Source organism: Tenacibaculum sp. SSH1-16, assembly GCF_040104435.1.
GTDB lineage: Bacteria > Bacteroidota > Bacteroidia > Flavobacteriales > Flavobacteriaceae > Polaribacter > Polaribacter mesophilus.
In genome coordinates, this window is record NZ_JBECOV010000001.1 from 50390 (window position 1) to 74659 (window position 24270).

25 protein-coding genes and 1 pseudogene are annotated in these 24270 nt (G+C 32.3%); 11 read left to right on the forward strand and 15 right to left on the reverse strand.

Going from position 1 to position 24270, the window contains the following annotated elements; genetic code table 11:
* Nucleotides 1-55 precede the first annotated feature (55 nt).
* From folE to nadC, 7 genes are all read right to left on the reverse strand, one after another.
* Nucleotides 56-748 (reverse strand): GTP cyclohydrolase I FolE, encoded by a 693-nt coding sequence (gene folE, locus ABMY20_RS00280; protein WP_047790480.1) that lies wholly within the window; start codon nt 746-748, stop codon nt 56-58.
* A 47-nt stretch (nt 749-795) separates the two neighbouring features.
* A complete protein-coding gene (hisS, locus tag ABMY20_RS00285; RefSeq protein WP_349264335.1) occupies nt 796-2160 on the reverse strand; it encodes a histidine--tRNA ligase in 1365 nt (454 codons plus the stop codon).
* Nucleotides 2161-2276: 116 nt separating this feature from the next.
* Complete coding sequence (locus ABMY20_RS00290; protein WP_125068335.1) at nt 2277-3212, reverse strand: YihY/virulence factor BrkB family protein; 936 nt, start codon at nt 3210-3212, stop codon at nt 2277-2279.
* A gap of 153 nt (nt 3213-3365) precedes the next feature.
* Nucleotides 3366-3743, reverse strand: a complete 378-nt coding sequence (locus ABMY20_RS00295) for a four helix bundle protein (RefSeq protein ID WP_349264336.1) — start codon at nt 3741-3743, stop codon at nt 3366-3368.
* Nucleotides 3744-3863: 120 nt separating this feature from the next.
* Complete coding sequence (locus tag ABMY20_RS00300) at nt 3864-4433, reverse strand: pentapeptide repeat-containing protein (RefSeq protein WP_349264337.1); 570 nt, start codon at nt 4431-4433, stop codon at nt 3864-3866.
* Nucleotides 4434-6536: a M3 family metallopeptidase gene (locus tag ABMY20_RS00305; protein WP_349264338.1), complete on the reverse strand. Its 2103-nt coding sequence runs from the start codon at nt 6534-6536 to the stop codon at nt 4434-4436.
* A gap of 83 nt (nt 6537-6619) precedes the next feature.
* Entirely contained in the window at nt 6620-7480 is an 861-nt protein-coding gene (nadC, locus tag ABMY20_RS00310) for a carboxylating nicotinate-nucleotide diphosphorylase (RefSeq protein ID WP_349264339.1), read from the reverse strand.
* Between the two features lie 553 nt (nt 7481-8033).
* Here nadC and ABMY20_RS00315 point away from each other — a divergent pair.
* The 7 genes from ABMY20_RS00315 to ABMY20_RS00345 all read left to right on the forward strand — a co-directional run bounded on the left by ABMY20_RS00315 (nt 8034) and on the right by ABMY20_RS00345 (nt 14401).
* Nucleotides 8034-8621 (forward strand): 2OG-Fe(II) oxygenase, encoded by a 588-nt coding sequence (locus ABMY20_RS00315; protein WP_349264340.1) that lies wholly within the window; start codon nt 8034-8036, stop codon nt 8619-8621.
* Nucleotides 8622-9664: 1043 nt separating this feature from the next.
* Complete coding sequence (locus ABMY20_RS00320; protein WP_349264341.1) at nt 9665-10774, forward strand: YaaC family protein; 1110 nt, start codon at nt 9665-9667, stop codon at nt 10772-10774.
* Between the two features lie 69 nt (nt 10775-10843).
* Entirely contained in the window at nt 10844-11194 is a 351-nt protein-coding gene (locus ABMY20_RS00325) for a hypothetical protein (protein ID WP_349264342.1), read from the forward strand.
* Between the two features lie 2 nt (nt 11195-11196).
* Complete coding sequence (locus tag ABMY20_RS00330; RefSeq protein WP_349264343.1) at nt 11197-11700, forward strand: hypothetical protein; 504 nt, start codon at nt 11197-11199, stop codon at nt 11698-11700.
* 154 nt (nt 11701-11854) lie between these two features.
* Nucleotides 11855-12271: a hypothetical protein gene (locus ABMY20_RS00335; RefSeq protein ID WP_349264344.1), complete on the forward strand. Its 417-nt coding sequence runs from the start codon at nt 11855-11857 to the stop codon at nt 12269-12271.
* 58 nt (nt 12272-12329) lie between these two features.
* A complete protein-coding gene (locus tag ABMY20_RS00340) occupies nt 12330-13184 on the forward strand; it encodes an SMI1/KNR4 family protein (protein ID WP_349264345.1) in 855 nt (284 codons plus the stop codon).
* 464 nt (nt 13185-13648) lie between these two features.
* Nucleotides 13649-14401 (forward strand): hypothetical protein, encoded by a 753-nt coding sequence (locus ABMY20_RS00345; protein ID WP_349264346.1) that lies wholly within the window; start codon nt 13649-13651, stop codon nt 14399-14401.
* A 44-nt stretch (nt 14402-14445) separates the two neighbouring features.
* On the opposite strand, the pseudogene ABMY20_RS00350 reads toward ABMY20_RS00345, so the two are convergent.
* A pseudogene (locus ABMY20_RS00350) lies at nt 14446-14553 on the reverse strand (IS110 family transposase); the annotation flags it as partial.
* 51 nt (nt 14554-14604) lie between these two features.
* On the opposite strand from ABMY20_RS00350, the gene rlmH reads away from it, so the two are divergent.
* Complete coding sequence (rlmH, locus tag ABMY20_RS00355; protein ID WP_159490073.1) at nt 14605-15078, forward strand: 23S rRNA (pseudouridine(1915)-N(3))-methyltransferase RlmH; 474 nt, start codon at nt 14605-14607, stop codon at nt 15076-15078.
* A gap of 168 nt (nt 15079-15246) precedes the next feature.
* Nucleotides 15247-16113: a hypothetical protein gene (locus ABMY20_RS00360; protein WP_349264347.1), complete on the forward strand. Its 867-nt coding sequence runs from the start codon at nt 15247-15249 to the stop codon at nt 16111-16113.
* A 58-nt stretch (nt 16114-16171) separates the two neighbouring features.
* Here the strand turns inward: ABMY20_RS00360 and lgt are convergent, their stop codons facing one another.
* The 6 genes from lgt to ABMY20_RS00390 form a co-directional block, all read right to left on the reverse strand.
* Entirely contained in the window at nt 16172-17032 is an 861-nt protein-coding gene (lgt, locus tag ABMY20_RS00365) for a prolipoprotein diacylglyceryl transferase (protein WP_159490069.1), read from the reverse strand.
* Nucleotides 17033-17143: 111 nt separating this feature from the next.
* The gene (gene yidD / locus ABMY20_RS00370) at nt 17144-17380 is read right to left on the reverse strand and encodes a membrane protein insertion efficiency factor YidD (RefSeq protein WP_073181389.1); all 237 of its coding nucleotides are present in this window, start codon (nt 17378-17380) and stop codon (nt 17144-17146) included.
* A complete protein-coding gene (gene cysS, locus ABMY20_RS00375) occupies nt 17381-18862 on the reverse strand; it encodes a cysteine--tRNA ligase (protein ID WP_073181391.1) in 1482 nt (493 codons plus the stop codon).
* 108 nt (nt 18863-18970) lie between these two features.
* Nucleotides 18971-20428 (reverse strand): hypothetical protein, encoded by a 1458-nt coding sequence (locus ABMY20_RS00380; RefSeq protein WP_349264348.1) that lies wholly within the window; start codon nt 20426-20428, stop codon nt 18971-18973.
* On the reverse strand, nt 20409-20975 hold the full coding sequence (locus ABMY20_RS00385; RefSeq protein WP_349264349.1) for a hypothetical protein: 567 nt from the start codon (nt 20973-20975) through the stop codon (nt 20409-20411). Before ABMY20_RS00385 ends, ABMY20_RS00380 begins: the two co-directional genes overlap by 20 nt.
* Complete coding sequence (locus tag ABMY20_RS00390) at nt 20968-21516, reverse strand: RNA polymerase sigma factor (protein ID WP_349264350.1); 549 nt, start codon at nt 21514-21516, stop codon at nt 20968-20970. Before ABMY20_RS00390 ends, ABMY20_RS00385 begins: the two co-directional genes overlap by 8 nt.
* Nucleotides 21517-21616: 100 nt before the next feature.
* Between ABMY20_RS00390 and meaB the strand changes: the two genes are divergently transcribed.
* Together meaB and ABMY20_RS00400 are read left to right on the forward strand one after the other, a co-directional pair.
* A complete protein-coding gene (gene meaB / locus ABMY20_RS00395; protein ID WP_047789788.1) occupies nt 21617-22690 on the forward strand; it encodes a methylmalonyl Co-A mutase-associated GTPase MeaB in 1074 nt (357 codons plus the stop codon).
* Nucleotides 22691-22772: 82 nt separating this feature from the next.
* Nucleotides 22773-23114, forward strand: a complete 342-nt coding sequence (locus tag ABMY20_RS00400; protein WP_349264351.1) for a tRNA-binding protein — start codon at nt 22773-22775, stop codon at nt 23112-23114.
* A 79-nt stretch (nt 23115-23193) separates the two neighbouring features.
* Here the strand turns inward: ABMY20_RS00400 and moeB are convergent, their stop codons facing one another.
* The gene (gene moeB / locus ABMY20_RS00405) at nt 23194-24246 is read right to left on the reverse strand and encodes a molybdopterin-synthase adenylyltransferase MoeB (protein WP_349264352.1); all 1053 of its coding nucleotides are present in this window, start codon (nt 24244-24246) and stop codon (nt 23194-23196) included.
* Nucleotides 24247-24270: the final 24 nt, after the last annotated feature.

A 24270-nucleotide genomic window follows, 5' to 3' on the forward strand; every position in this document is an offset into this window, starting at 1 on the left:
AGTAAAAAAGCTCATTCTAAAGAATGAGCTTTTTAATTTATTTACTACTTATTTTCTATTGAAAATCAGTGTTTAATTTTATGTAATCTAAGAATTCACGCTTAGTTTCTTTGTTTTTAAATGCTCCACCAAACTCAGCAGTTACTGTACTACTTTCAATATCTTTAATTCCTCGTGAGTTAACGCATAAATGTTTAGCATCTATAACACAAGCAACATCTTGCGTTCCTAATGCTTCTTGCATTGCTTGTACTACTTGCATTGTTAAACGCTCTTGTACTTGCGGACGCTTAGCGTAATACTCTACAATACGATTCATCTTAGATAAACCGATTACTTTACCATTTGAAATATACGCAACGTGAGCTCTACCAATAATTGGTAATAAGTGGTGCTCACATGTTGAATATACAATAATGTTTTTTTCAACTAACATTTCACCATACTTGTATGTATTGTCAAATGTTGATGCCTTTGGTTTGTTTTTTGGGTTTAACCCCATAAACAACTCATTTACGAAAGCTTTTGCAACTCTTTTAGGAGTACCTTGCATGCTATCGTCTGTTAAATCCATTCCTAGAGTTTCAAGAATTTCTTTAACACTTTCTTGAATTCTTTCTATTTTTTCGTCGTCAGAAATATCGAAAGCATCTGCACGTAAAGGTGTTTTAGCCGACGTAGCAATGTGGTTCTCTCCTATTTCGTCAATTCTATCGTCATTCATTTTGTTGTTGTTCACTTCAAACATTTCTATCTAAAATTAGTAGGGCGCAAATTTACAACATTGTTGGTAATTTACTGCACTTTATTTATCAATTCGTCTAAAGAACAAGTAGTTTGCTCTCCTGTAGACATATTTTTAACAACAAGCGTACCGTTTTCAACAGTTGTAACTACAAACTCTATTTCTCTATTTGTAGCATACTTCCATTGCTTTTTTTGCTGGTTGTTACTGCTTGCCACATCTGGATACATTTCTGACTTAATATTGTTTTGTCTTAATGCTTTTATGGCTTTTATTTTATCTAAACTCTCGTTTTCGTCAAAGTTTAAGAACAATACTTTTGGTTTTGGCAATTCTACTGCTTCAAACAGTCCTAATTCTTCCATCACCAAGTAAATTCTATCCAATCCGAAAGATATTCCTACTCCAGAAACATCTTTTAAACCGAAAATACCTGTCAAGTCGTCATAACGACCTCCACCACCAATAGAACTCATTTTTACACCTTCAGGTGCTGCTACTTCATAAATAGCACCTGTGTAATAGTTCAATCCTCTAGCTAAGGTTACCTCTAATTCTAAACTAGCTGAATCTAACCCAATACTTTCTACATTATCAACTACGGTTCTTACATCAGCTACTCCTTGTAATCCTTCTTCCGATCCTTGTAACATAGCCTCTAAAGAAGCTAACTTATCTTGATTACTTCCTGAAAAGTTAAATAACGGATCCACTTTTTCAATGGCTTCAGTAGAAATTCCTTTCTCCAACATCTCCTTAACCACACCCTCTTTTCCTATTTTATCTAACTTATCTAAAGCCACTGTAAAATCAATCAATTTGTCTGATGCTCCAATTACCTCAGCTATTCCAGACAAGATTTTTCGGTTATTGATTTTGATAGTCGTACCATTTAATCCTAACTTACTAAAAACGGTATCATATAATTGAACGAATTCAACTTCTTGCCATAGTGAAGTACTTCCTACTACATCAGCATCACATTGATAAAACTCACGGAAACGTCCTTTTTGAGGTCTATCAGCTCTCCAAACTGGTTGAATTTGGTAACGTTTAAATGGAAATGTAATTTCGTTTTGGTGTTGTACTACGTAACGTGCAAACGGTACTGTTAAGTCGTAGCGCAATGCTTTTTCAGAAATTTTCGACGTAACTTTTTGACTGTTTTTATCTGCCAATAAGTTTTCATCTACTTTCTTTAAATAATCACCAGAATTCAAGATTTTAAAAATCAATCGATCCCCTTCTTCTCCATATTTTCCCATTAATGTAGAAGAGTTTTCAAAACTTGGCGTTTCAATAGGTTGAAATCCGAAATTTTCAAACGAATGTTTAATCGTATTAAAAATATAGTTCCTCTTTGCTACTTCCGTTGATGAAAAATCTCTTGTTCCTTTTGGGATTCCTGGTTTCATATTCTTTTAATTATCATTTATCAATTACCAGTAATCAGTTTATGATTGTTGTTAATTGACAATTGTTTATTGTTCTATTTAGCCTGCAAATATCCGAAAAAATATGAAGAAAAATGTTATTTAACTCTCGCTTTATTTTTACGTTTTAAACGATAAATTGTAGCATTTAACTCAAAGCCTAGGAGAAGAATAATTGCGTTTAACCACACAAAAAGCATTAAGATTAACAGCGTACCAATTGAACCGTATAGTTGGTTGTATTGTGCAAACTTTACTACATAAATTCCAAATAAGTAAAAAGTAAACATAGATACTACGGTAGTTAAAATAGCACCTGGTGAAAAGAATTTTACTTCTTTCCCTTGTTTGGTTCCGTATCTAAAAAGTAGCGATACAATTGTAAAAATCATCACTAAAAACAAGAAACCTCTTCCGTAGTAAAACAAATCTAAATCTCCTGTGTTTAGCCATCCTATTTTATGGATTCTTGTTAGCGCTATTTGATAAAAAATAATCAATGTTACCGTTACAATTAAGAAGAAAGACATGAGTAATGATACCGCTAAGGAAACAAAATAAGCTCTAAAAACGCTTCTCATTTCTGTTACATGGTAAGAATATTCAAATCCACCAAATATTGCGTTTACACCATTTGTCATTAAAAAAATAGAGGCTAAAAAACCGAATGACAACAATCCTCCGTACTGATTGTTAATAATATCTTTTATCACAAAATCTACCGCTTCAAAGGTTTTTGGTGGTAACGCCTCTTGCATTAATGAGAGTAATCCGTCTTGGAATCCATCAATTGGAATGTATGGGATGAGTGTTAAAATGAATAATAAGAATGGAAAGATTGCCATAAAGAAACTAAAAGCAATACCTCCTGCCCTTGTTGTTAATGCTCCTTTTACAATACCGATAACATACATTTCGAGTACATCATACAAAGACATTCCTTCTAACCCCGGAATTTTAATTTTCTTTCCAAAGGCTACGAGCCAGTTTATTACTGGAATTTTCTCAAGGCTTTCTTCTATCTGTTTAGTCATTTTCTTTTTAGTTGCAAAGTGTTTCTAGTTTCAGAGATTCTAAGATGCAAAGTGTTTTTAGCTGCAAAGTATCATTAGTTCCTGAGGTTTAAAGATGCTAGTTTTTTTAGTTTCAAAGTTGAATAGTGTTACTATATCAAAGTTGCATAGTTTTTATCGTTTTTCTTTTAGCTTTCTTATTAAACTTGATAACATTCTTTCTTTCTCTCTTGATTCTTCATAAAGCCTGTCAAAAGATTCTTTTGAAATATACGCTAAGTTTGAAGAAATTTCAAGTTGCGTTTGTAATTCAAACAACGAAGCTATTCCAATATTTAAAAACCGAATAAAATCTCCTAAACTTTGTCTTCCAAACCCTTCAGAAATATTACTTGGTACTGAAACTGCGCTTCTTCTCATTTGTGAAGTTAGTCCAAAAACTTCTTCCTTAGGAAAATTATTAGATATTTTATAAACCTCTGTTACAAAACCCATCGATTTTTGCCAAACCAATAAATCTCTGAATGTTTTTATACGTGTTTTCTCTTTCATTTTATACTTTTCTTTTTCACTTTGCTTCTTCTTTAGCTTTGCTTCTCTACTACTTTCTAACTTTACTTCTTTTTAACTTCATTCCTCAGCATCTTTGCTACTTCAATAACCCCAACCACATTACTCCACCACAATATCATATTTATATAACAATCCTACAATATTCTCATTGGAAAATTTTGCTTTTTTAATGCTATTATTTTCAGGGTCTATCGCAAAATTAGTGGCAGTTGTAAGATCTGCTTTTTCTAAATTCGTCTGATCAAAAATTGCTCCTTTTAAATCACAATCTTTAAAGATACCTCTACTTAAATCAGCTTCAACAAAATCTACTTCTTGCAAATTACAACTTATAAATTTTGTAGTAGGGATTTTTAATTGGTAAAAAGAAGATAAGTTTAATTGGCAGTTATGAAAGCTCATTTCTAGCAAAAAGTTGTTGCATTCGTTAAACTTTACCCCAACCATTTTACAATTTTCAAAAGTGCAATCTTTAAAAAAAGTGTGGTTTACCACTGTATTACTAAAGTTACAGTTGATAAACTCACACTCTAAAAATTCAATATTTGAAGCATGTACGTTCTCGAAATTGCAATTCTCGAACGTACAGCTGTCATATTCTCCTTTGTTGATTTTTGTTAGTGTAAAATCAACTTTTGTGAACGTTTCGTTGTCAAAGAAATCATTCATTTATTGTAATCCTCTCGCTTTTAACATTGGTTCAGCTTGTGGATCTCTTCCTGCAAAAACTTTATACATTTCTGCATAATCCATCGTGTTTCCTTTCGATAAGATTTGTTCTCTAAACTTCTGACCGTTTTCTCTGGTTAACAATCCGTTGTTTTTAAACCAATCGTAGGCATCGTGACTTAACATTTCTGTCCATAAATACGAGTAGTATCCAGCGGCATACCCTCCACTAAAAATATGAGCAAAATAGGTTGAACGGTATCTTGGTGGTACCTCATCAATCTTTAACTTCATTTTAGCTAATGCCTCTTCTTCAAATTTAGCTACATCTTCAATGTTTGTATCTGCTGATATGGTGTGCCATTGCATATCTAAATTAGAAGATGCTAAGTTTTCAATAATTGAATATCCTTGATTGAACGTTCCTGCATTCTTAATTTTTTGTAATAATGCATCTGGAATCACTTCTCCTGTTTTATAATGTAAAGCATAGTTATTTAATACCTCTGGATGTGTTGCCCAGTTTTCATTGAACTGCGATGGAAATTCTACAAAGTCTCTTGCCGTACTTGTTCCTGAAATTGATGCATATTTTTGATTTCCGAATAAACCGTGTAACGCATGTCCGAACTCATGGAAGGTAGTTTCTACATTATCAAAGCTGATTAATGCTGGTTCTCCTTCTGCTGGTTTTGGGTAATTACAAACGTTGTAAATTACTGGTTTTTGACCTCTTAATTTCGATTGCTTTACAAAAGCTCCCATCCACGCACCACCACGTTTACTGTCTCTTGCAAAGAAGTCTCCGTAGAACAATCCTAACTTGCTACCGTCTTCTTCAAAGATTTCATACACTACCACATCTGGATGATAGGTAGGAATATCGGTACGCTTTTTAAAGGTGATTCCGTATAATTTTGTAGCCGCATAAAACACCCCTTTTTCTAATACGTTGGTTAACTCAAAGTATGGTTTTACCTCATCTTCGTTTAAGTTGTATTTAGACTTACGTACTTTTTCAGCAAAATGATTCCAATCGTATGGTGCTAAAGTAAAATCGTTTCCTTCTTTGTTGATTTCTGCTTGAATTTCTTTCGTTTCAGCAGCTACTTTTGATAACGATCCCGGAATTAATCCGTTGAACATTTCAAAAACTTTATCTGGTGTAGCTGCCATTGTTCCTTGTAAACTCCAGCTTGCAAAGTTGTCAAAACCTAAGATTTGCGCTTTTTTAGCACGTAACGATGCCATTTTCTTTACCAAGTCGCTTGTGTTATACTCACCTGCATCAGTTCTGTGAATTGATTTTTCAAACAATTGTTTACGAACTTCTCTATTTTCTAAAGTTTGTAATAAAGGTTGTTGTGTAGTATTAATCAGTTGGATTTCATACTTACCGTCTTTCTCTAAACCTTTAATTGTTTCTTCTGAAAGCCCTTTTAGTTGTTCTTTATCGGTAACTGTTAAACCTCCTTTTTTACTCGCGTCTAATAACTTTTTTCCGAAGTCGTTAGATAAACTTGCTAATTCTGCATTGATTTCTTTTAACTCGTTTTTCTTTTCTTCAGATAAGTTAGCTCCTGCTTTAACGAACTTTTTATATTGTTCTTTTACCAAGTGTTTAGACTCAGCATCCAATTCTAGATTCTCTAAATTATCGTGTACCGCTTTTATTTTTTCAAACAACTTAGTGTTTAATAAAATTTCATCGTTGTGTTTAGAAAACTTAGGTGCTAATTCTTTTTGATTGTCTTTAATCGTATCGTTTGTATGTGCTCCTGCTAATGCATAAAAAACAGCCGTAGCATTGTCTAACATTTTGCTACTTTCTTCAAGTGCAGCAATGGTATTTTCAAATGTTGGTGCTTCTGTGTTTGCTATAATTTTAGCTATTTCTTCATTTTGAACTTCCATACCTTTTAAAATTGCAGGCATAAAGTGTTCGTTCTTTATTTTAGTAAAATCTGGTGCTCCAAAGTCTAAAGAACTTTTTACTAATAATGGATTTTCTACCATGTTTGAAGTGGTTTCTTTTTTAGTTTGCTCTGTTTTACACGACATAGCTACTACTAGCGTTGCTATGAGTAATAGTTGTTTTTTCATTGGTCTGTTTTTTAGTATTTAAACAAAGTGAACGTAATTACCTGTTAAGATTACTTCGTTTCACTCGTAATGACGATTCTTTATTAATCAACAGCTTTTAAGCTTAAGTCCATATTGTAAACTGAATGTGTTAAGGCTCCAGACGAAATAAAATCAACTCCGCATTCTGCATACTTACGAATGGTTTCTTCGTTAATTCCTCCTGAAGATTCTGTTAAACATGTATCTCCTATCATAGCTACCGCCTTACGGGTATCTTCATAGTTAAAGTTGTCTATCAAAATTCTGTACACACCTTCGTTTTGTAAAATCTCTTCAATTTCTTCTAGGCTACGTGCCTCCACAATAATTTTAATATCCAATCCTTTTTCTGCTAGGTACTTTTTGGTTTTGGTAATGGCTTGTGTAATTCCGCCAGCAAAATCGATGTGATTGTCTTTAATCATTACCATATCGTATAAAGCAAATCGGTGATTTTCTCCGCCTCCTATTTTTACCGCCCACTTTTCTAAAGCACGGATTCCTGGTGTAGTTTTACGAGTGTCTAACACCTTGGTTTTGGTTCCTTCTAACAAATTAGCAAAAAACTTAGTTTTGGTTGCAATAGCACTCATACGTTGCATTGCGTTTAGTACCAAACGTTCTGCCATTAAAATAGACTGTGATTTTCCTGATACATAAAAAACAATATCTCCGTACTTTACGGGTGATCCATCATTTATAAGAGTTTCCACTTCTAAATCAGCATCCACATAGTTAAACACCATTTTAGCAAATTCTACTCCAGCTATTATACCTTCGTCTTTTACTAATAGTTTTGCTTTTCCTGTTGCATCGGCAGGGATGCATGATAATGATGTATGGTCTCCATCTCCTATATCTTCTCTAATAGCATTTGCTATAATTAAATCTAACTCTTTATTAAATTGTTCTTGTGAAATCATAGTATTGAATTGTTGAGGTAAAAATACAATTATTTTTAGTTCTCTGTTTTGAGTTTACTGCTTATTGTTGTGTAATTTTTACCGTTTCTTTACTAACAAAATTCTAAACCTGTTACAGGTTGTTTTTCACTTTCTACTACTTTGTGTGTATGGTATGTGTTTATGTGTGTATGGTATGTGTTTAGTTTATTTTTAGCGTATTATCTTACACTTTTTACATCGTACATTTTGATGAAATTTTGTTAATTCGAGTGAATTTTACTATTGAAATGAGTAATATTTGTATCGAGAAAAAGAGTTATAACGCTTAAATTAGTTCTCGATATTATTTTTCGTACCTCAAAATCACTCGAACTGACAGTTTTCCATATTTCTGTCTCTAAAAGCATCAACTGGTTTGACACTCTTGATTTATTTTTTTGCTTTTACGACTGTTTTTTACTCCTTCTTGTTTGTTTTTTATATTTTGCTATCTAAATACTAACTGAATTTTAAAACGTACGTGTTGTAAAGATTAAGAAATCTTCTTTCAACTTATAACTACTCTTATATCATGGCTATAAACTATCCTTTTGGTCTTCCGTTAAAACATAATTTTGCTGAGTTTGTACACTACAATGGTTTATTTCTTCCGCATGAAACTGATAGAATTTTGAATTTATGGAGTGAGAATCAAAAAATTAAGGCTACGCTTAGCGGAGCAGACACTTATGATGATGAGCTTAGAAAAAGCGATGTGATGTTTATTGAAAATACGCCTGAAACTGAATGGATTTACAACCGATTGGCTGGTTTGGCTATTCAGTGTAATAACGAACGATATTGGTTTGATTTGTTAGGTTTTCATAACAATTTGCAATTGGCTAGTTATACTGAGGGTGACTTTTTTGATTGGCATTTGGATTTTGGTGCGGGTGAAATTTCTGATAGAAAACTGAGTATTTCCATGCAGTTATCTGACCCTGATGAGTATGAGGGTGGTGATTTACAGTTTATGCTGAATCAAAAAATTGTAAGTGCTCCTAGAGAGAAAGGTACCATCATTGTTTTTCCTTCTTTTATGATGCATCGTGTTACTCCTATTACTAAAGGGATTCGTAAGTCTATTGTGGGTTGGGTTGCGGGGCCTCCGTACAGGTAGTGGTTACTCGCTAGTTGTTAGTGCTTAGTTGTTGGTTATTAGTTATTAGCTCTTAGTACTTAGCACTTAGTTATTGATAATTAACCACTTACCTCTACACAAAGCTCTTACAATGTTACGGCAATTGCCTTTTATATAAAGGTCTGTGCTGTGGTATCTTCGGAGCATGCCGTGATATCAGCGACCCGTGCCGCGGTGTCAACGGAGCATGCCGTGACATTAGCGACCCATGCCGCGGTGTCTGCGGAGCATGCCGTGATATTAGCGACCCGTGCCGTGGTGTCAACGGAGCACGCCGTGATATCAGCGACCCGTGCCGTAGTGTCTGCGGAGCATGCCGTAATATCAGCGACCCGTGCCGCGGTGCCTTCGGAGCATGCCGTGATATTAGCGACCCATGCCGTGGTGTCTGCGGAGCATACCGTGATATTAGCGACCCGTGCCGTAGTGTCAACGGAGCATTCCGCGATATCAGCGACCCATGCCGCGGTGTCAACGAAGCATGCCGTGATATTAGCGACCCATGCCGTGGTGTCAACGGAACATGCCGTGATATTAGCGACCCATGCCGCGGTATCTTCGGAGCATGCCGTGATATCAGCGGCCCGTGCCGTGGTGTCTTCGGAGCATGCCGTGATATCAGCGACCCATGCCGCGGTGTCTGCGGAGCATGCCGTGATATCAGCGACCCGTGCCGCGGTGTCTGCGGAGCATGCCGTGATATCAGCGACCTTGACAGCTGCATCCGAAGTCGTTAATGACACGTAACACTACTTTTATTACTTAAATAATTGAACTTATGGGATTCCGTAAGAGTTTATAAATACTTTGTATTAGGTTCGCAAGAATTGTAAAAGCAATTAGCTTTTATAATTAATTAACAAATAACAATAACTTTACTTTTAATAAAGTGTTGGTTTTGATATATTTGACAGTGTATAAAAAAATCTATACTTTATGATATCCCATGTTTTTATCGGGATAAAAGAACTAAAACTTGGTATATAACGAGTTGTGCAACATTTAAAACCAACCGAAAATTAATGACACCAATCGAAGATGAATTAGGAGAACAAGTAAGAAGAGATTTTAAGGCTGTGAAATACTTTCCATTTCATAACGATTCAGGTGCACCATTTATTTTAACTTCTGACCCATTCAGTTACTTACAAGCTTGGTTGGACACCAAAATTAAACGAATCAAAAGAGACCACGGAAAGCAACGTAATTTACTCATTAAGGCAAAATACTTCGCTGAATTATCTGAGGGATTTTATAATTCTTCAAAACAAGCTAAAATGCCTTCAAGAGGTACTTTAATTTATTATACATTTATTAATCTAGTAAAATCTTTCTTACTCGTTAGAGGATATGATTTAGAGACTAAAATGGAACATCACGGATTGTCTCTTCCATCTGACCAAAAAACGCAACTGAAATTAACAAGTGTTGGAAATCAAGGTATATCAATATTTCACGAATTTGCGAAAACGATAGGTATAGAAATAAATAATGCTAACCAATTTATTAAGCTTGATGAAATACTAAGAGAACTACCAGAAGTTCACGAAATTGGATATGCATTAAATTTATTTCCTAGCACTAAAAGAAAACATTTACCAATTGACATAACAATTCGAACAAACAAAAATCGAAATAGAATATATTACACGCTGGCATACGAAAAGAAGTTTGACAAAATAATGAAGACTGACAAGCTTTTAAAAAATGTTTTTAAAGAAAAACTATATCCAATTGAATGTAATGCTGATAGTGGAAAAAAATACTTCCGTTCAAAACTGATATTTAATTACACTTGCAATTCAGATATAAGTCACAGACGAGCTTATAAAAGAATTTGTGCTGACATTATGCCTTTAAGAATAAATCAAATGATAATCAGAAGTGGTTACAGAAATTATTTGAATTTGGAACCAAGTCGTATGCATCGTTTGTCAGCAACTTTAGCTTTTGGGTATTATATTGGAACAGTCGCAAGATACAGACCAACATTAAATAACGAAATATTAAAAGGTAAATATCAAGCTCTTATTCAAGAAGCAGTAAGTTCTTGTCCGAATCAATTTATTTACCTTTTAGTAAGTCATATTACGAACCAGATATGTGCCATACCAATGGCTAAAATTGAATAAAAAAACGTTGCACAACAATGGCTATAACTAATTGCTTGTTCTCGCCTACTTCTGAAAATCACAAAAAATATGAAGAAAATATTTACATTGTTCACTTTAATTATTATTTCAAATCTTTCATTTGGACAAAATCCAGAAGACCTGGACAGTTACACAGTTGATGAATTTTATAAAAAAGTAGAATTAGATGATGAAACTTTAGATGAAGATGGTGATGAAATTGAATATATTTATGTCAAAACAAATGTTGATAAGGGAGATTATAAAATTGAATTAACTGATGGTGATGGTGACCTTTATGAAATTAAAGGCACAAATTTATATGTGACATTTAATGGATACTTTGGTTATGCTGGCTATTCAAAAAAATGTATTATGAAAGTTGATTATTATTCAGCCAAAGTTTACAAACTTGAATAAATATGAAAAGTTATATATTTCTAACCCTACTCTTCTTATTAACTCAGCTTACATTTGGTCAAAATATTCCCGAAATATTAAAAAAATATGAAAAGGGAATCATTGTAACTCATTCGAAAGACACTATTTACGCCGAATTATATAATGGGTCTAAACCGAATCGAATGAAGTATGTTTGGAATTATGAAACATCAGTTAAAACCAAAAATAAAGAGTTGGAAATAGTTGAATTTGGAGGTTATAATTACATTAATAATGAATGGGATTCAAATACAATTTTCGGTAGACCTTTTAATAAATCTGAATTTTCAAAATGGTATTCTTGTGAAAACGGGATTTTAAAGTTAGGCGAAACTTATTCTGACAAAAATAACTGGACAACTAGCGATTACATATACAGTGATACAAAAACAGGACTTTGGTATTTTATTGGAAAAGACTCTAATGGACAGAAATATATTGGTTATAAGAAATTTGTTTTAGTAGGGAGATTAAGAGACAAATAAGAGTAATTCGTTAATAAATTTACCTTAGATAAGGTGTTAGTTTTATATATTTGATAACGTAAAAAATTGCTAAGATTTATAATATCACATGCTTTTGTTGGGGTAAAAAATTGAAGTTCGATATAAAATGAGTTAGCCACAATTAAACCAAAAAATGAACGAATCGACTAAAATTGGAAAAAAAAGAACGATACTAATTTCAATAAGTATTTTATTAGTTTCAATTCACACAATATATTTTTATCACTCTGTAAGACCAGAAATTGAGTCAAAAAAACTTATCCAACAATTAATAAGATTTTCATTAACAATCGTACTTTTAATTCTGGTTTATAAAGGAAAAAAATGGGCTAAAGTTATTTCAGTGATTTTATTTTCCTTGGGATTATTAATTATATTACCTACTCTATTTACAATAGATAGGCCATTTATTAATAAAATCCCATTGATTGTGATGACCTTCGTTTATTCAATTGCTATTTATCATTTCGGATTTTCTAAAAGCTTTAAAGCATTTTTTGATTTTCAAAATTCAAATGTAACCGATTCTACAACCGAGAAAATAAAATAAAACTGTGGCTAACACTGTATAACATTTGAGAGAAACATTGAAACATATAATTTTAATAATGGGAATATTGTCTTTTTTGGGAGCGAATAGTCAGAATAATAAAAAGAAAACCTATAAAAATTTGACTTCGGAATTAAAAGATATATATAGAAACGAACTAAAAAGAGATTCTGAAAAAGAATTTAATTTAGAATTCATACGAACGACTAATTTAGAAAACGAAATTATAAATAAATATGGTTTTAATGGTATTAAACTTGTATTTGAATCAAAAAACAGCTCAAACTTTCACAAGCTTGGAAAATTACCAAAAGACTGCCCTTGGTCAAATTTAAACGACAAAACGAATACGGAATTCATTACTGAAAACTTTAAACCAATTTCTAAGAAAGTACCAAATTTGATTTCTTCTTTAAAAGAGAGGTGTAAATTCATTTTTGCAGAAAAAAAAGAAAATACTTGGCATTTACATTATTTACTTGATATGAAACTCTATGATGATAGGGATTACTACAGAGTATATACTGGAGGTGAATCTCTTTTAAATGCTGAACCAAATAAAAATCTAAAAACATATAATTGGAATATTCCGAATGACTTAAAAGCTTTTTATAAAATCCATAATGGATTTGGAGAAATCTACGAAGCTAATTATATAATGGCAAATGAGGATATTAAAGTTATGGCAGAAATGATGAATCCAATTTGCAAAGAACAAAATGTAAAGCCAGATGGTTATTCATTTAACGATTTACTTGAATTTTTCCCTGATGGTGCTGGTAATACACAATGCTTTTATAAAAACAATGGAAACTCAACAGTTGATTGGGATCATGAAGTTTGGGAAATATCGGGAGAAATTGATTTTTTTGAGTTTATAAACGAACGAATGTCGGAAATTGATGAAGAATAAAGAACGTTTTACAAAAATTTTTATAATTCATTACTAGACCTCACCTACATACAAAAAACCTCGCGGATTTTCTATTCGGTTTTTACTTGCTTAAAACATGTTACAAACAAATAGAGATCAGCAAACTACTGGAAATGAAGAGTAACTGAAAATTCTAAAGAGTAAGGAAACTTTTAAAAATGAAAAAACCGTAATAAATATATCTCCTGTTAGCAAAGAATCATTTCAGTCTGTATCAACAATATTATTCTTGTACTTGAACTTTAAATAGAATATCTACCTGTGCAACAAATATAAATAATTGCTTGTTTTATCTTATTTCTTAAAATCCTTTCAGTTTTTTAATTTTGTGTGAATTTGCTAAATTTAATAGCATCAAAACAAATAAAACCTTTATAATCATTTAAATAATGAACCTTAAAAAAAAATATATACCCTTTTTTTTCGTGCTTTTTTTAGTATCGATGAGTACTATAAGTGCTCAAAATTACATTGATTATTTTGACAATGGAAGTAAAAAATCTGAAGGTTTTAAAAATAGTGAAGGAGTAGCGTATGGTAAGTGGACATATTACAGAAAAGACGGCTCTATAAACTCTATAATTAATTTTGATAAAAATGGAAAACCTAAAGGTACTTTTGTTCTTTATTATAAAAACGGACAAATTCAAACTACATGTAGCTACTCTGGTAAGGGACTTTACGAAATGGATGGAAACTACGAGAGTTACTATAAAAACGGACAGTTACAATCCACTGGAGTTTACAAAGAAAATAAGCCCGTTGGAAATTGGATAAATTATTGGAGCAATGGTCAAATTAAATCAAAAGAAGAATATACTGAAAAAGGCATAATTCAAAAGAATACTGAATACTACAAAAATAGTCAGTTACGACTTGATGCTAAATATAATGATGTAGGTGATTTTATTGGCAAATTAATTATATACTATGATAACGGAACTATATATCAAGAAAAGGAATTTGATGAAAAAGGAAATAAGATAGGTACACATACTAGTTTTTACCCTAATGGAAATATTATGGAAACTGGTAGCTATTTAGGTACTGATTATTTTACAAAAGTTGGAGTTTGGCGAGCTTATTATAAGAATGAAAAACTGAAGTCAAAAATTGAGTACAACCAAGAAGGGAAAATTATAAAAAAGATGCTTTATGATAAAGAAGGTAATAGTATAAATATTAATAAAAAGTAAAACAAAACTAACTACGATAAAAAACAAGTAAATTTTATACTTTTTTAAACCAACGTACTTTTATAATTTGCGTCATAAGGTAAACCACTTTTTACGATGGCAAAAACTTGTTTTAGTAGCTTATTACATACCGCTATTAAAGCTAGTTTTTTAACCTAAAAGCTATCTCTATAAAATTTGTCAAACATTCGTAATTTTGCCATATGAAAATAAAACTACTCGCCATAGGCAAAACTGACAATAAACAGTTGCAGCAATTAATTGACGAATACCAAAACCGCTTAAAACATTACGTAAAGTTTGAGTTGGAGATTATTCCAGATATTAAAAACGTTAAAAACCTAAGCGAGGCGCAACAAAAAGAAAAAGAAGGAGAGTTAATTCTGTCTAAACTACAACCTACTGATCAATTAGTTTTATTAGACGATAAAGGAAAACAGTATACTTCTGTAGAGTTTTCACAATACTTACAAAAGAAAATGAACTCTGGTATTAAGCAACTGGTACTGGTAATTGGAGGTCCGTATGGTTTTTCTGAGGCTGTATATAAAAAAGCACAAGGAAAGTTATCACTCTCTAAAATGACGTTTTCTCATCAAATGATTCGTTTATTTATTGTCGAACAAATTTATCGTGGGTTTACCATTCTTCGTAACGAGCCTTATCATCACGAATAAGTGTTGTTAAGCTATTTATTCATATCAAATTTTATGTGAGTCAAAACATTATGTTTTTAGTATCCTGAAAAACATGATAAAAAACATGATGAAAAGTTATTTTTTTTTCGCATTTAGCCATACTTTTGCGCCCCGAAAAAAACAAAAACTTAATACCATAAAATTAAAATGAAAACACTAAGATTCCTAGTCTCTTTAACTTTATTCTTAACGCTTACTTGGCAACAAGTAAATGCTCAAGATGACATTAAAACTTTAAAAGCTCAAGTAAAAAACAAGAAAAATCAAATTAGCGCTAATGAAGAAATTTTAGTTAGTGGCGTTGGTGCTTTAAAACGTGTAAAAGGAAATTTAGAGCGTTTTAAAACAAGTAAAAAAGCTACAAAACAAGAGGTAGAAAGAAAAGAAAAAATTGTTGCTAATATGCAACAAAGGTTAAGCAAGTTAAATAATCAAATTGATTTACATAAAAAAGACTTAGCGTCTCTTGAAAGAAAGTTAGCTAGAAAACTTAAAAAAGAAGAAGCTAAGAGAGCTGAGGAAAAAGAGGAAGCTAAAACTACTACTGTAAGTACTGGTCTTGTGGTATATGAAGATAATATAAGTGACGAACAGAAAGAAGTTCTTTTACAAAAACAAAAACTTGAAGAGGCCCGTAAGAAGTTAGACGAAGAAAGAAAAGCCAAAGAGCTTGCTTATTTAAAAGAACAAGAGGCTTTACGTTTAGAGGAAGAAAAATTGAAGCAATTAAGTAACCAAATTAAAGCTAAGGAGAAAAACATTAGTAAAGAGAAAAACACGTTAATAAGTGACCTTGAAGATGATATTAGCATTAACGAAGAAATTTTAATTAGTGGTAAGGAAGGTTTAGCTAAAATGAAATCTAAATTAGAAGAGGCTAAGCAAGATGCTTCTACTTCTAAAGAAAGTATTGAAAGAAAACAAGCTATTATCAGTAAGATTGAAAATCGCTTGTTAAAAATTGAAAATGAAATTAATGCTAAAAAGCAAGAGTTAGCAAAAATAAAAGCTTAAAACTTTTTTCTCATAAACAAAAAACTCCAAGAATAACCTTGGAGTTTTTTTATTGTTTTTATGTTGTTGCTTTGGTTTTTCTAAACATTAACCAAAAACCGATTAACACTAGTGGAATACTTAACACCTGACCTGTGTTTAATGTATTGAATACCCAATCTTCTCTTCCTTCTACTTGTGCCTCTTTTAAGAACTCTATTACAAAACGTAACGTCCATAACACAACCATAAACAGTCCGAATAAAAATCCTGTTTGGTTTTTCTTGTCTGTTTTCCAATAGAAATACCATAAAGCAAAGAATAGTACTAAATAACTAAATGCTTCGTATAATTGGGTTGGATGACGTGGTACCGTCTCTCCTGCTCTTTTAAAGATTACACCAAAGCTGCTACCTGTTGGTTTTCCGTAAATTTCAGAATTAAAGAAGTTTCCGAAACGGATAAAAAATCCTGCTAAGGCTACCATAATTCCTAATCTATCTAAAATAAACAACCATGGTTTTTGTAAGTGTTTCTTTGCGTAAAAGTACATAGCTATTGGAATTGCTATTGCTGCTCCGTGACTTGCAAACCCTGTAAATCCTGTAAATTTCCATCCATCTAACAATCCGAATAAAGCCGAAGCTCCTTCTTGTTTTTTAAATGGTAATATGATTTCTAGTAAATGGTTTTGGTAATAATCCCAACTGTAAAAGAATACATCTCCTAAACGCATTCCTATTAACATAGAAACGAATACGTACATAAATAACGGATCTAGTTTTTCAACAGCAATGTTATCGTTAATGTAAATCTTTTTCATTAATCGAAGTCCTAAAATAAACGCTGCTACAAACATTAAACTGTACCAACGAATACCAAAACCTCCTAAATTTATTATTTCTGGGTTCCAATCCCACACTATGGATAAAAAATTCATCTACTTTAATTTAGTTTTTGTTTCATTGTGAACCTTTCGGCTGTCAATTAAGACAAGTTAAAATGAAATAATCTTAAGATTACTTCTTAATAAACTCCTCAATGACAATTATTATTTTTCTTTTTTCTCTGGAACAGGATCGTAACCGCTTCCTCCCCAAGGGTGACAACTGAAAATTCTTTTCAATGCCAACCAACCACCGTAAAACAATCCGTGTTTTTGTAACGCTTCAATTGTGTAGCTTGAACACGTTGGTGAATATCTACATGTTGCTGGTGTAAACGGAGATATGGCTGTTTGATAAAATCGAACTAGTAATATAAACGGATATGTTAGTATTTTTTTCAATTAGTTAACTGTAAACGTTGTTCCTTCTCTACCGTCTTTTAATTGAATACCTAATTCCAGTAATCTATCACGAATTTCATCAGATAATGCCCAATCTTTATTTTCACGTGCTTCTTTACGCATGCTAATTAACATTTCAACTACACCACTTAGTTTGTCTGAATTATTTCCTTCTGAAGTTTCATTCATTAATCCTAATACATCAAAAACAAACGCATTGATTGTATTTTTAAACACTTCTAAGTCATCGGTAGTTAAACTTGCCTTTCCTTCTTTTATTTGATTGATAACTTTTACTGCTTCAAATAAATGTGATATTAATATTGGTGTATTAAAATCATCATTCATGGCATCGTAGCAATCTTGTTTCCATTTTTGCACATCAAATGTAGAAGTAGTACCTGCTTCAATTTTACTTAAGAAATCTACAGCTTCCATTAATTTCGCATGTCCTTTTTCAGCAGCTTCTAACGCTTCTCCAGAAAAGTCTAAAATGCTTCTATAGTTAGCTTGCATATTGAAAAAACGAACCACACTTGCTGAAAAAGGTTTTCCTAAAATGTTATTTTCTCCCGTTAAAATTTCATTTGGTAAAATAAAGTTCCCTGTTGATTTTGCCATTTTTTGACTGTTCAACAATAACATATTGGTGTGCATCCAGTAATTTACTGGTTTTACACCGCTACACGTTTGCGATTGTGCAATTTCACACTCATGATGCGGGAATTTTAAATCCATTCCTCCACCATGAATATCAAACTGTTCACCTAAGTACTTTGTACTCATTACTGAACATTCTAAATGCCAACCTGGGAAACCATCACTCCAAGGTGAAGGCCAACGCATGATATGACGATCATCGGCTTTTTTCCAAAGAGCAAAGTCTTGCGGATTTCTCTTATCTGACTGTCCGTCTAACGCTCTTGTGTTATGAATAGCATCTTCAAATTTTCTACCAGAAAGAATTCCATAGTTGCCTGTTTCGTTATATTTTAACACATCAAAATATACCGAACCGTTTACTTCATAAGCAAAACCTTTTTCCATGATTTCTTTAATCATTTCAATCTGCTCTACAATATGACCTGTAGCAGTAGGCTCTATACTTGGCGGTAAAAAATTATAGTTGTTTAATACATTATGGAAATCAACTGTATAACGTTGCACTACTTCCATCGGTTCAATTTCCTCTAGTCGTGCTTTCTTTGCAATTCTGTCTTCTCCTTCATCTGCATCGTTTTCTAAGTGACCAGCATCCGTAATGTTACGTACATAACGCACCTTGTATCCAAGGTGTAATAAATAACGATACACCACATCAAAAAACATAAAAGTTCGTACGTTTCCTAAATGGGCGTTGCTATATACTGTAGGACCACATACATACATTCCTACGCGTCCTTCTGTTACTGGTTTAAAAAGCTCTTTTGATTTGGTTAAAGAGTTATATATTTTAAGTTGATTTTCTTTGTATAATTCCATAGTAAAAATGACTATTTGCAATCGCTAATATAGGCACTTTATAAAGAATATAGAAAAAGAATTTGGCAGCAATTTTGTAGAAATAAAAAGTAATTTTGTTTGTATTTCTTATTGGTTTTTAACTTTTAATTGGCTGTATTTACCGTCTATTTCTATTTTCTTATCGTTTGAAATCAAAATAAACTCTCCATTATATTCTACACTTCCATCTTTTAGTTTCTTAATCTTATTACTCTGAATATCGAATTTTTTGTTTATCCCTGCTAAATCAACCCCAGCATCTGAATAACTTAAAAGTACTTTTAAATTATCATGACTAGGGTGTACTTTGGTTATGGTTAAGTTTCCAAACTTATTATTTACTTCAACATTGCTATAAACATTGTTTACTACCAATCCTGATGAATTAGAGTTTACGGTTGTATTGGTAACCGATGCTAATTGAGCATCGGTTACATTATTTAAGAACAACGTACAAGCGTTTAATGAATTTATGTTTACTGGTGAAAATGAAATATTTAATTTTCCACCGTCAAGTGCGTCAGCTTTAAAAGTTCCATAACTAACCTTTCCTGAAGCTTTAGTTTTTGGTAGTTTTACTTTACAGTGTCGTGTATTCAAGTCAAACGTTGCCGATTTTGGAACTTTTATCGTAATCTTCTTTGTGATTTTTACTTTTTTCCCATTAATCATAAGATTATTACTGCCAGAAGAAAAAGAATAATTCCTGTGATTTTTTTTCATTTCTTCTCTAACCTTATGCATTTCCACTCTCGCTTTTGCTAATTGTTTTTGAATTTTTTCTCTGTCAATTTTTTTAAGCTCACTTTTAACTCTTTTTAGTTCGTCTCTTAATTTTTTTTCATTGAGAACTTGATGGTTTTTTGAGAAAAACATCTTTGTTTTAGAATTTTTATTATTCTTAAGATATTCTTTAAATGCTTCCGTTTTCTTAAATTCCTCCCATTCTTCTTTTGAGGTTATATTTACATTATGTTTGCCATCTTTCCACTTAAACCTGACAAGCTCTTCGTTTTCAAACATTTCCTCTACATCAAAATCCACATCTTGAAATAACTTTTCAAAATTAATTTCTGGAATTTCAATTTCAGGCATTTCTGGCATCTCAGGCATTTCTGGGATACTTACCTCTGGTATTTCTGGTATTACTACAACCTCACTTTCTGTATCATACTCAAATACTCTTGGGTAATTATTGTCTGATGAATTGAAGAATACAATATTGTCTCTTCCTATTCTAAAACTATTTCTATTGGCATTAATTTGTACCTTACTTTTATTCCCTAAGGCTTCAAATTTCCAGTTGTCTAAATATTTTTGAGCTTCTTTTTTATCTAGCCCTTCAACTTCTACAACTGCTTCTACTGAAACTTCATTTTTATTCCATGTAGTTACATCTACATCTGCATTAGATGCATTGATATTAACTACTACGTCTTTACTTGTTTTAAAATTTTCACTAAACTTTTTATCGTATTTCTGTGCAGATACAACGCCAGTTACTAACAGTAAAAAAACACTGATTTTAAATTTTTTGAATGTCATTTTGAGTTGGATTTTTAAATTCTTGTAATTGTTTTTGCATACGTTTTAACAGCTGTAAACGTAATTGCAGGTTTCCAATCAATGCATTGATAGTATCATCGTTAATTCCTTTTGTATTGAGCTCTTCGGTTAACGATTTATATTCTTTGGTTAATTCTCCTATTTTAATTAAATAACCATCAAAAAGTTCTTTATTATCTTCAGTTAATTCTAACTGACTTAGTTCGTAATTAATGGTATTTACATAGTAATCTTCCACCGTTTTTAACTCAGGAGATATGGTTCCTAAACTAATTTGATTTTGAGTTTCTTTTGGAAGCTCAGTTATTATTGGATTTACAGTATTAGTTGGGTAAAACTGAATTCCCAAACTCACCAACAACACAATGGATGCTGCTATATACAACCACTGATATGATTTTTTTGTTGATGGTGTTGAATGCAATTCATCCATCAACTTTTGTTGAAAACGCTGTCTGTGATTTGTTGATAACCTCTCGGTGTTTTCAACATTGTTTTTTAGTATTTCTCTAATATCTTTAGACATGGTGTACTGCTTTTAATTGTTCTTGCACTTGTCTTTTTCCTCTTAATAAATGTGTTCTCGAACTCACTTCCGAAATTCCTAATATTTGCGAAATCTCTCCATGATCATACCCTTCTAATAAAAACAGAGTCAACACAACTCTATACTTTTCTTTTAATTGCTGAATGCAGTTTACAATTTCTTGATACGATATCGTAGCGGCTACATTCCAATTATCATCATCTGCTACTGTGGTAATTTCTTCGTTAATAGAAACCAGTTCTAATTTTCTCTTCTTTAAATAATCAATACTTTGATTGATAACGATTCTTTTTAACCAAGCACCAAACGCTACTCCTTCTTTATATGAATCAATATTTTTAAATGCTTTTACAAATGCTTCTTGCATTACATCTTCCGCTATAAAAGAATCTTTTACATACCGTAACGCCACTGTATACATGGCATCACAATACAAATCATACAATTGCATTTGTGCTTTTGCATCATTGCTTCTACAGGCATCTATTACCGATTGATGTAACTGTTTAGTTGATTTCATTCTTGATTTCTTACCCTAAATACGAGACTTTTTCTACCGCGTTGCATTTTCCTGCATTTTTATTTCTAAATTTACGTTATTATTTTGTTTTACCTACATAATGACCGACAAAGACACATCTGCACTCTCTGAAAAAGACGGGGTTTCTCAGCCTGAAACCACCAGTAAATCATCTGCAGAAAAAATAAAACGTAACAGAAGAAAAACTACCTCAACCAAAGAATTTGTTACTCAAATAGTTGCTGGTAATATTCCTTTTTTAAGTAGAGCTATTACGTTAGTGGAAAGTACGAATCCAAAACACCAACAACAAGCCAATGAAATTTTAGAAGCTTGTTTACCGCATGCCAATAAATCGGTTAGAATTGGAATTACAGGTGTTCCAGGTGTAGGAAAAAGTACGTTTATTGAGGCTTTTGGTAAGCATTTAACTTCTTTAGGTAAAAAAGTAGCTGTTTTGGCGGTAGATCCAAGTAGTTCTATTAACAAAGGGAGTATTTTAGGTGATAAAACACGTATGGAGGAATTAGTAACTGATGAAAATGCTTTTATACGCCCTTCTCCTTCTGGAACTTCGTTAGGTGGCGTTGCTCAAAAAACACGTGAAAGTATTATTTTATGTGAAGCAGCTGGTTTTGATACAATCATTATTGAAACGGTAGGTGTTGGACAATCAGAAACGGCTGTACATTCTATGACTGATTTCTTTTTATTATTGAAATTGGCAGGTGCTGGTGACGAATTACAAGGTATTAAACGTGGAATTATTGAAATGGCGGATGCGATTGTGATTAACAAAGCAGATAGCGGTAATGAAAAAAATGCTAAACTAGCGAAAGTAGAATTTAACAGAGCTTTACACTTATATCCTGCTAAGGAAAGTGATTGGCAACCTAAAGTTTTATTAGCTAGTGCATTGCATCATCAAGGAATTGATGCTATCTATGCTATGATTGAAGAGTACATGGGTTTAGTGAAAAAATCAGGCTACTTTCAACAGAAAAGAGATGAACAAAATAATTATTGGTTGTTAGAAACCATCAATCAACAATTAAAAAACAATTTTTATAACAATCCTAAAATTAAAGAATTATTGCAGCAGGAAATTGCAAAACTAGAAAATGGGAAAACGACACCGTTTACTGCAGCAAAACGATTGCTAGAAAACAACTAAATTATGGAGCTCATAATGGGCACTTAATAAAATTTTATTTTTAAACAACTATAAATACCTAACTGGTATAATTTACAGACATATGGAAGATAAAACCCTCACTTGGAACGACTTTACAAAGGTAGAAATGCGTATTGGTACGATCATTTCTGCCGAGGTTTTTAAAGAGGTTAAAAATCCTGCCTATAAAATGCAGGTTGATTTTGGTGATTACGGAATTAAAAAAACCTCAGCACAAATCACTAAATTGTATCAACCTGAAGATTTGATAGGAAAACAAGTGGTTGCTGTGGTAAACTTTCCTAAAAAACAAATTGCTAATATGATGAGTGAATGCCTTGTATTAGGTGGTTTAGGTGATGGTAAAGAGGTTACTTTGTTAACTACTGAACGTGCTGTTAAAAACGGGACAAAGATTGCGTAGCATTCTTTCCTGTTTTTTATCAAGTTTTATTTGTATTAAGAGAAATCAGCTTTTTGAACTTTTTAGCTTTAATAAATTACTACCCCAGTCCATTCTTTAAATTTAGAAAAGTAATGCTGTCAAATTGCTGTTCTAAAAAATCAATTGCACGTTGGCTACGTACTCCTGATTTACAGTACACTATTACAGGTTTTTCGGTATTTATTTCATCATATCGTTGAGCAAGCTCTCCTAAAGGGATATGTTGTCCTCCAATATGGTGCTGCTCTCGTTCCCAATCTTCACGAACATCTAATAAATTATAGGATGTTAGATTATTTTGTAACTCCTCTAGAGTTATCTCGTGAGTAGCTGTTTTTATTCCGCAAAAGAATTCATAATCGTTATCTAATTCAATAACCTCAGCTTTATCGGTCTTTTCAAACTTTAATATCATTTGACGCATGCTTAACGTATCATACATCAATAATTTATTAGCTAACACCTCTCCTATTCCACAAATAATTTTAATAGTTTCATTGGCTTGTAAGCTTCCTATGATTCCGGGTAATACACCTATCACACCAATTTCTGAACAATTGGGTGATTCTTCTGGTTTGGGTGGTGTTGGATATAAACATCGATACGTAGCACTTCCCTTATAATTAAAAACACTTACTTGTCCTTCAAACTTAAAAATAGCCCCATACACCAATGGCTTTTGTGTTAATACCGCTGCATCGTTGGTTAAATAGCGTGTTTCAAAATTATCGCTACCATCTACAATTACATCATATTTCTCAAATAATGAAATAGCATTCTGATTAGTTAATTTTTCTTTATATACATGAAACTGAACAAAAGGGTTTAACTTTGACAAACGATTTACTGCTGTTTCCGCTTTAGACTTTCCTATATCATCTATCGTATATAAAACTTGACGCTGTAAATTACTTTGATCTACTATATCATCATCAATAATTCCAATCGTCCCAATACCTGCTGCCGTTAAATATTGTAATACAGGACATCCTAATCCACCAGCCCCTATCACTAATACCTTGGATTGTTTTAATTTTAATTGCCCCTCTTCTCCTACTTTATTGAGAATTAAATGACGGTTGTATTGTTTTTGTTCTTCTTTTGTTAGCATTTGGTTATTAGCTATTCGCTTTTG

Bases quoted from the DNA above. Each gene is read 5' to 3' on its own strand.
- folE (WP_047790480.1), bottom strand. From the start codon at position 748: ATGTTTGAAGTGAACAACAACAAAATGAATGACGATAGAATTGACGAA.
- hisS (WP_349264335.1), bottom strand. From the start codon at position 2,160: ATGAAACCAGGAATCCCAAAAGGAACAAGAGATTTTTCATCAACGGAA.
- ABMY20_RS00290 (WP_125068335.1), bottom strand. From the start codon at position 3,212: ATGACTAAACAGATAGAAGAAAGCCTTGAGAAAATTCCAGTAATAAAC.
- ABMY20_RS00295 (WP_349264336.1), bottom strand. From the start codon at position 3,743: ATGAAAGAGAAAACACGTATAAAAACATTCAGAGATTTATTGGTTTGG.
- ABMY20_RS00300 (WP_349264337.1), bottom strand. From the start codon at position 4,433: ATGAATGATTTCTTTGACAACGAAACGTTCACAAAAGTTGATTTTACA.
- ABMY20_RS00305 (WP_349264338.1), bottom strand. From the start codon at position 6,536: ATGAAAAAACAACTATTACTCATAGCAACGCTAGTAGTAGCTATGTCG.
- nadC (WP_349264339.1), bottom strand. From the start codon at position 7,480: ATGATTTCACAAGAACAATTTAATAAAGAGTTAGATTTAATTATAGCA.
- ABMY20_RS00315 (WP_349264340.1), top strand. From the start codon at position 8,034: ATGGCTATAAACTATCCTTTTGGTCTTCCGTTAAAACATAATTTTGCT.
- ABMY20_RS00320 (WP_349264341.1), top strand. From the start codon at position 9,665: ATGACACCAATCGAAGATGAATTAGGAGAACAAGTAAGAAGAGATTTT.
- ABMY20_RS00325 (WP_349264342.1), top strand. From the start codon at position 10,844: ATGAAGAAAATATTTACATTGTTCACTTTAATTATTATTTCAAATCTT.
- ABMY20_RS00330 (WP_349264343.1), top strand. From the start codon at position 11,197: ATGAAAAGTTATATATTTCTAACCCTACTCTTCTTATTAACTCAGCTT.
- ABMY20_RS00335 (WP_349264344.1), top strand. From the start codon at position 11,855: ATGAACGAATCGACTAAAATTGGAAAAAAAAGAACGATACTAATTTCA.
- ABMY20_RS00340 (WP_349264345.1), top strand. From the start codon at position 12,330: ATGGGAATATTGTCTTTTTTGGGAGCGAATAGTCAGAATAATAAAAAG.
- ABMY20_RS00345 (WP_349264346.1), top strand. From the start codon at position 13,649: ATGAGTACTATAAGTGCTCAAAATTACATTGATTATTTTGACAATGGA.
- rlmH (WP_159490073.1), top strand. From the start codon at position 14,605: ATGAAAATAAAACTACTCGCCATAGGCAAAACTGACAATAAACAGTTG.
- ABMY20_RS00360 (WP_349264347.1), top strand. From the start codon at position 15,247: ATGAAAACACTAAGATTCCTAGTCTCTTTAACTTTATTCTTAACGCTT.
- lgt (WP_159490069.1), bottom strand. From the start codon at position 17,032: ATGAATTTTTTATCCATAGTGTGGGATTGGAACCCAGAAATAATAAAT.
- cysS (WP_073181391.1), bottom strand. From the start codon at position 18,862: ATGGAATTATACAAAGAAAATCAACTTAAAATATATAACTCTTTAACC.
- ABMY20_RS00380 (WP_349264348.1), bottom strand. From the start codon at position 20,428: ATGACATTCAAAAAATTTAAAATCAGTGTTTTTTTACTGTTAGTAACT.
- ABMY20_RS00385 (WP_349264349.1), bottom strand. From the start codon at position 20,975: ATGTCTAAAGATATTAGAGAAATACTAAAAAACAATGTTGAAAACACC.
- ABMY20_RS00390 (WP_349264350.1), bottom strand. From the start codon at position 21,516: ATGAAATCAACTAAACAGTTACATCAATCGGTAATAGATGCCTGTAGA.
- meaB (WP_047789788.1), top strand. From the start codon at position 21,617: ATGACCGACAAAGACACATCTGCACTCTCTGAAAAAGACGGGGTTTCT.
- ABMY20_RS00400 (WP_349264351.1), top strand. From the start codon at position 22,773: ATGGAAGATAAAACCCTCACTTGGAACGACTTTACAAAGGTAGAAATG.
- moeB (WP_349264352.1), bottom strand. From the start codon at position 24,246: ATGCTAACAAAAGAAGAACAAAAACAATACAACCGTCATTTAATTCTC.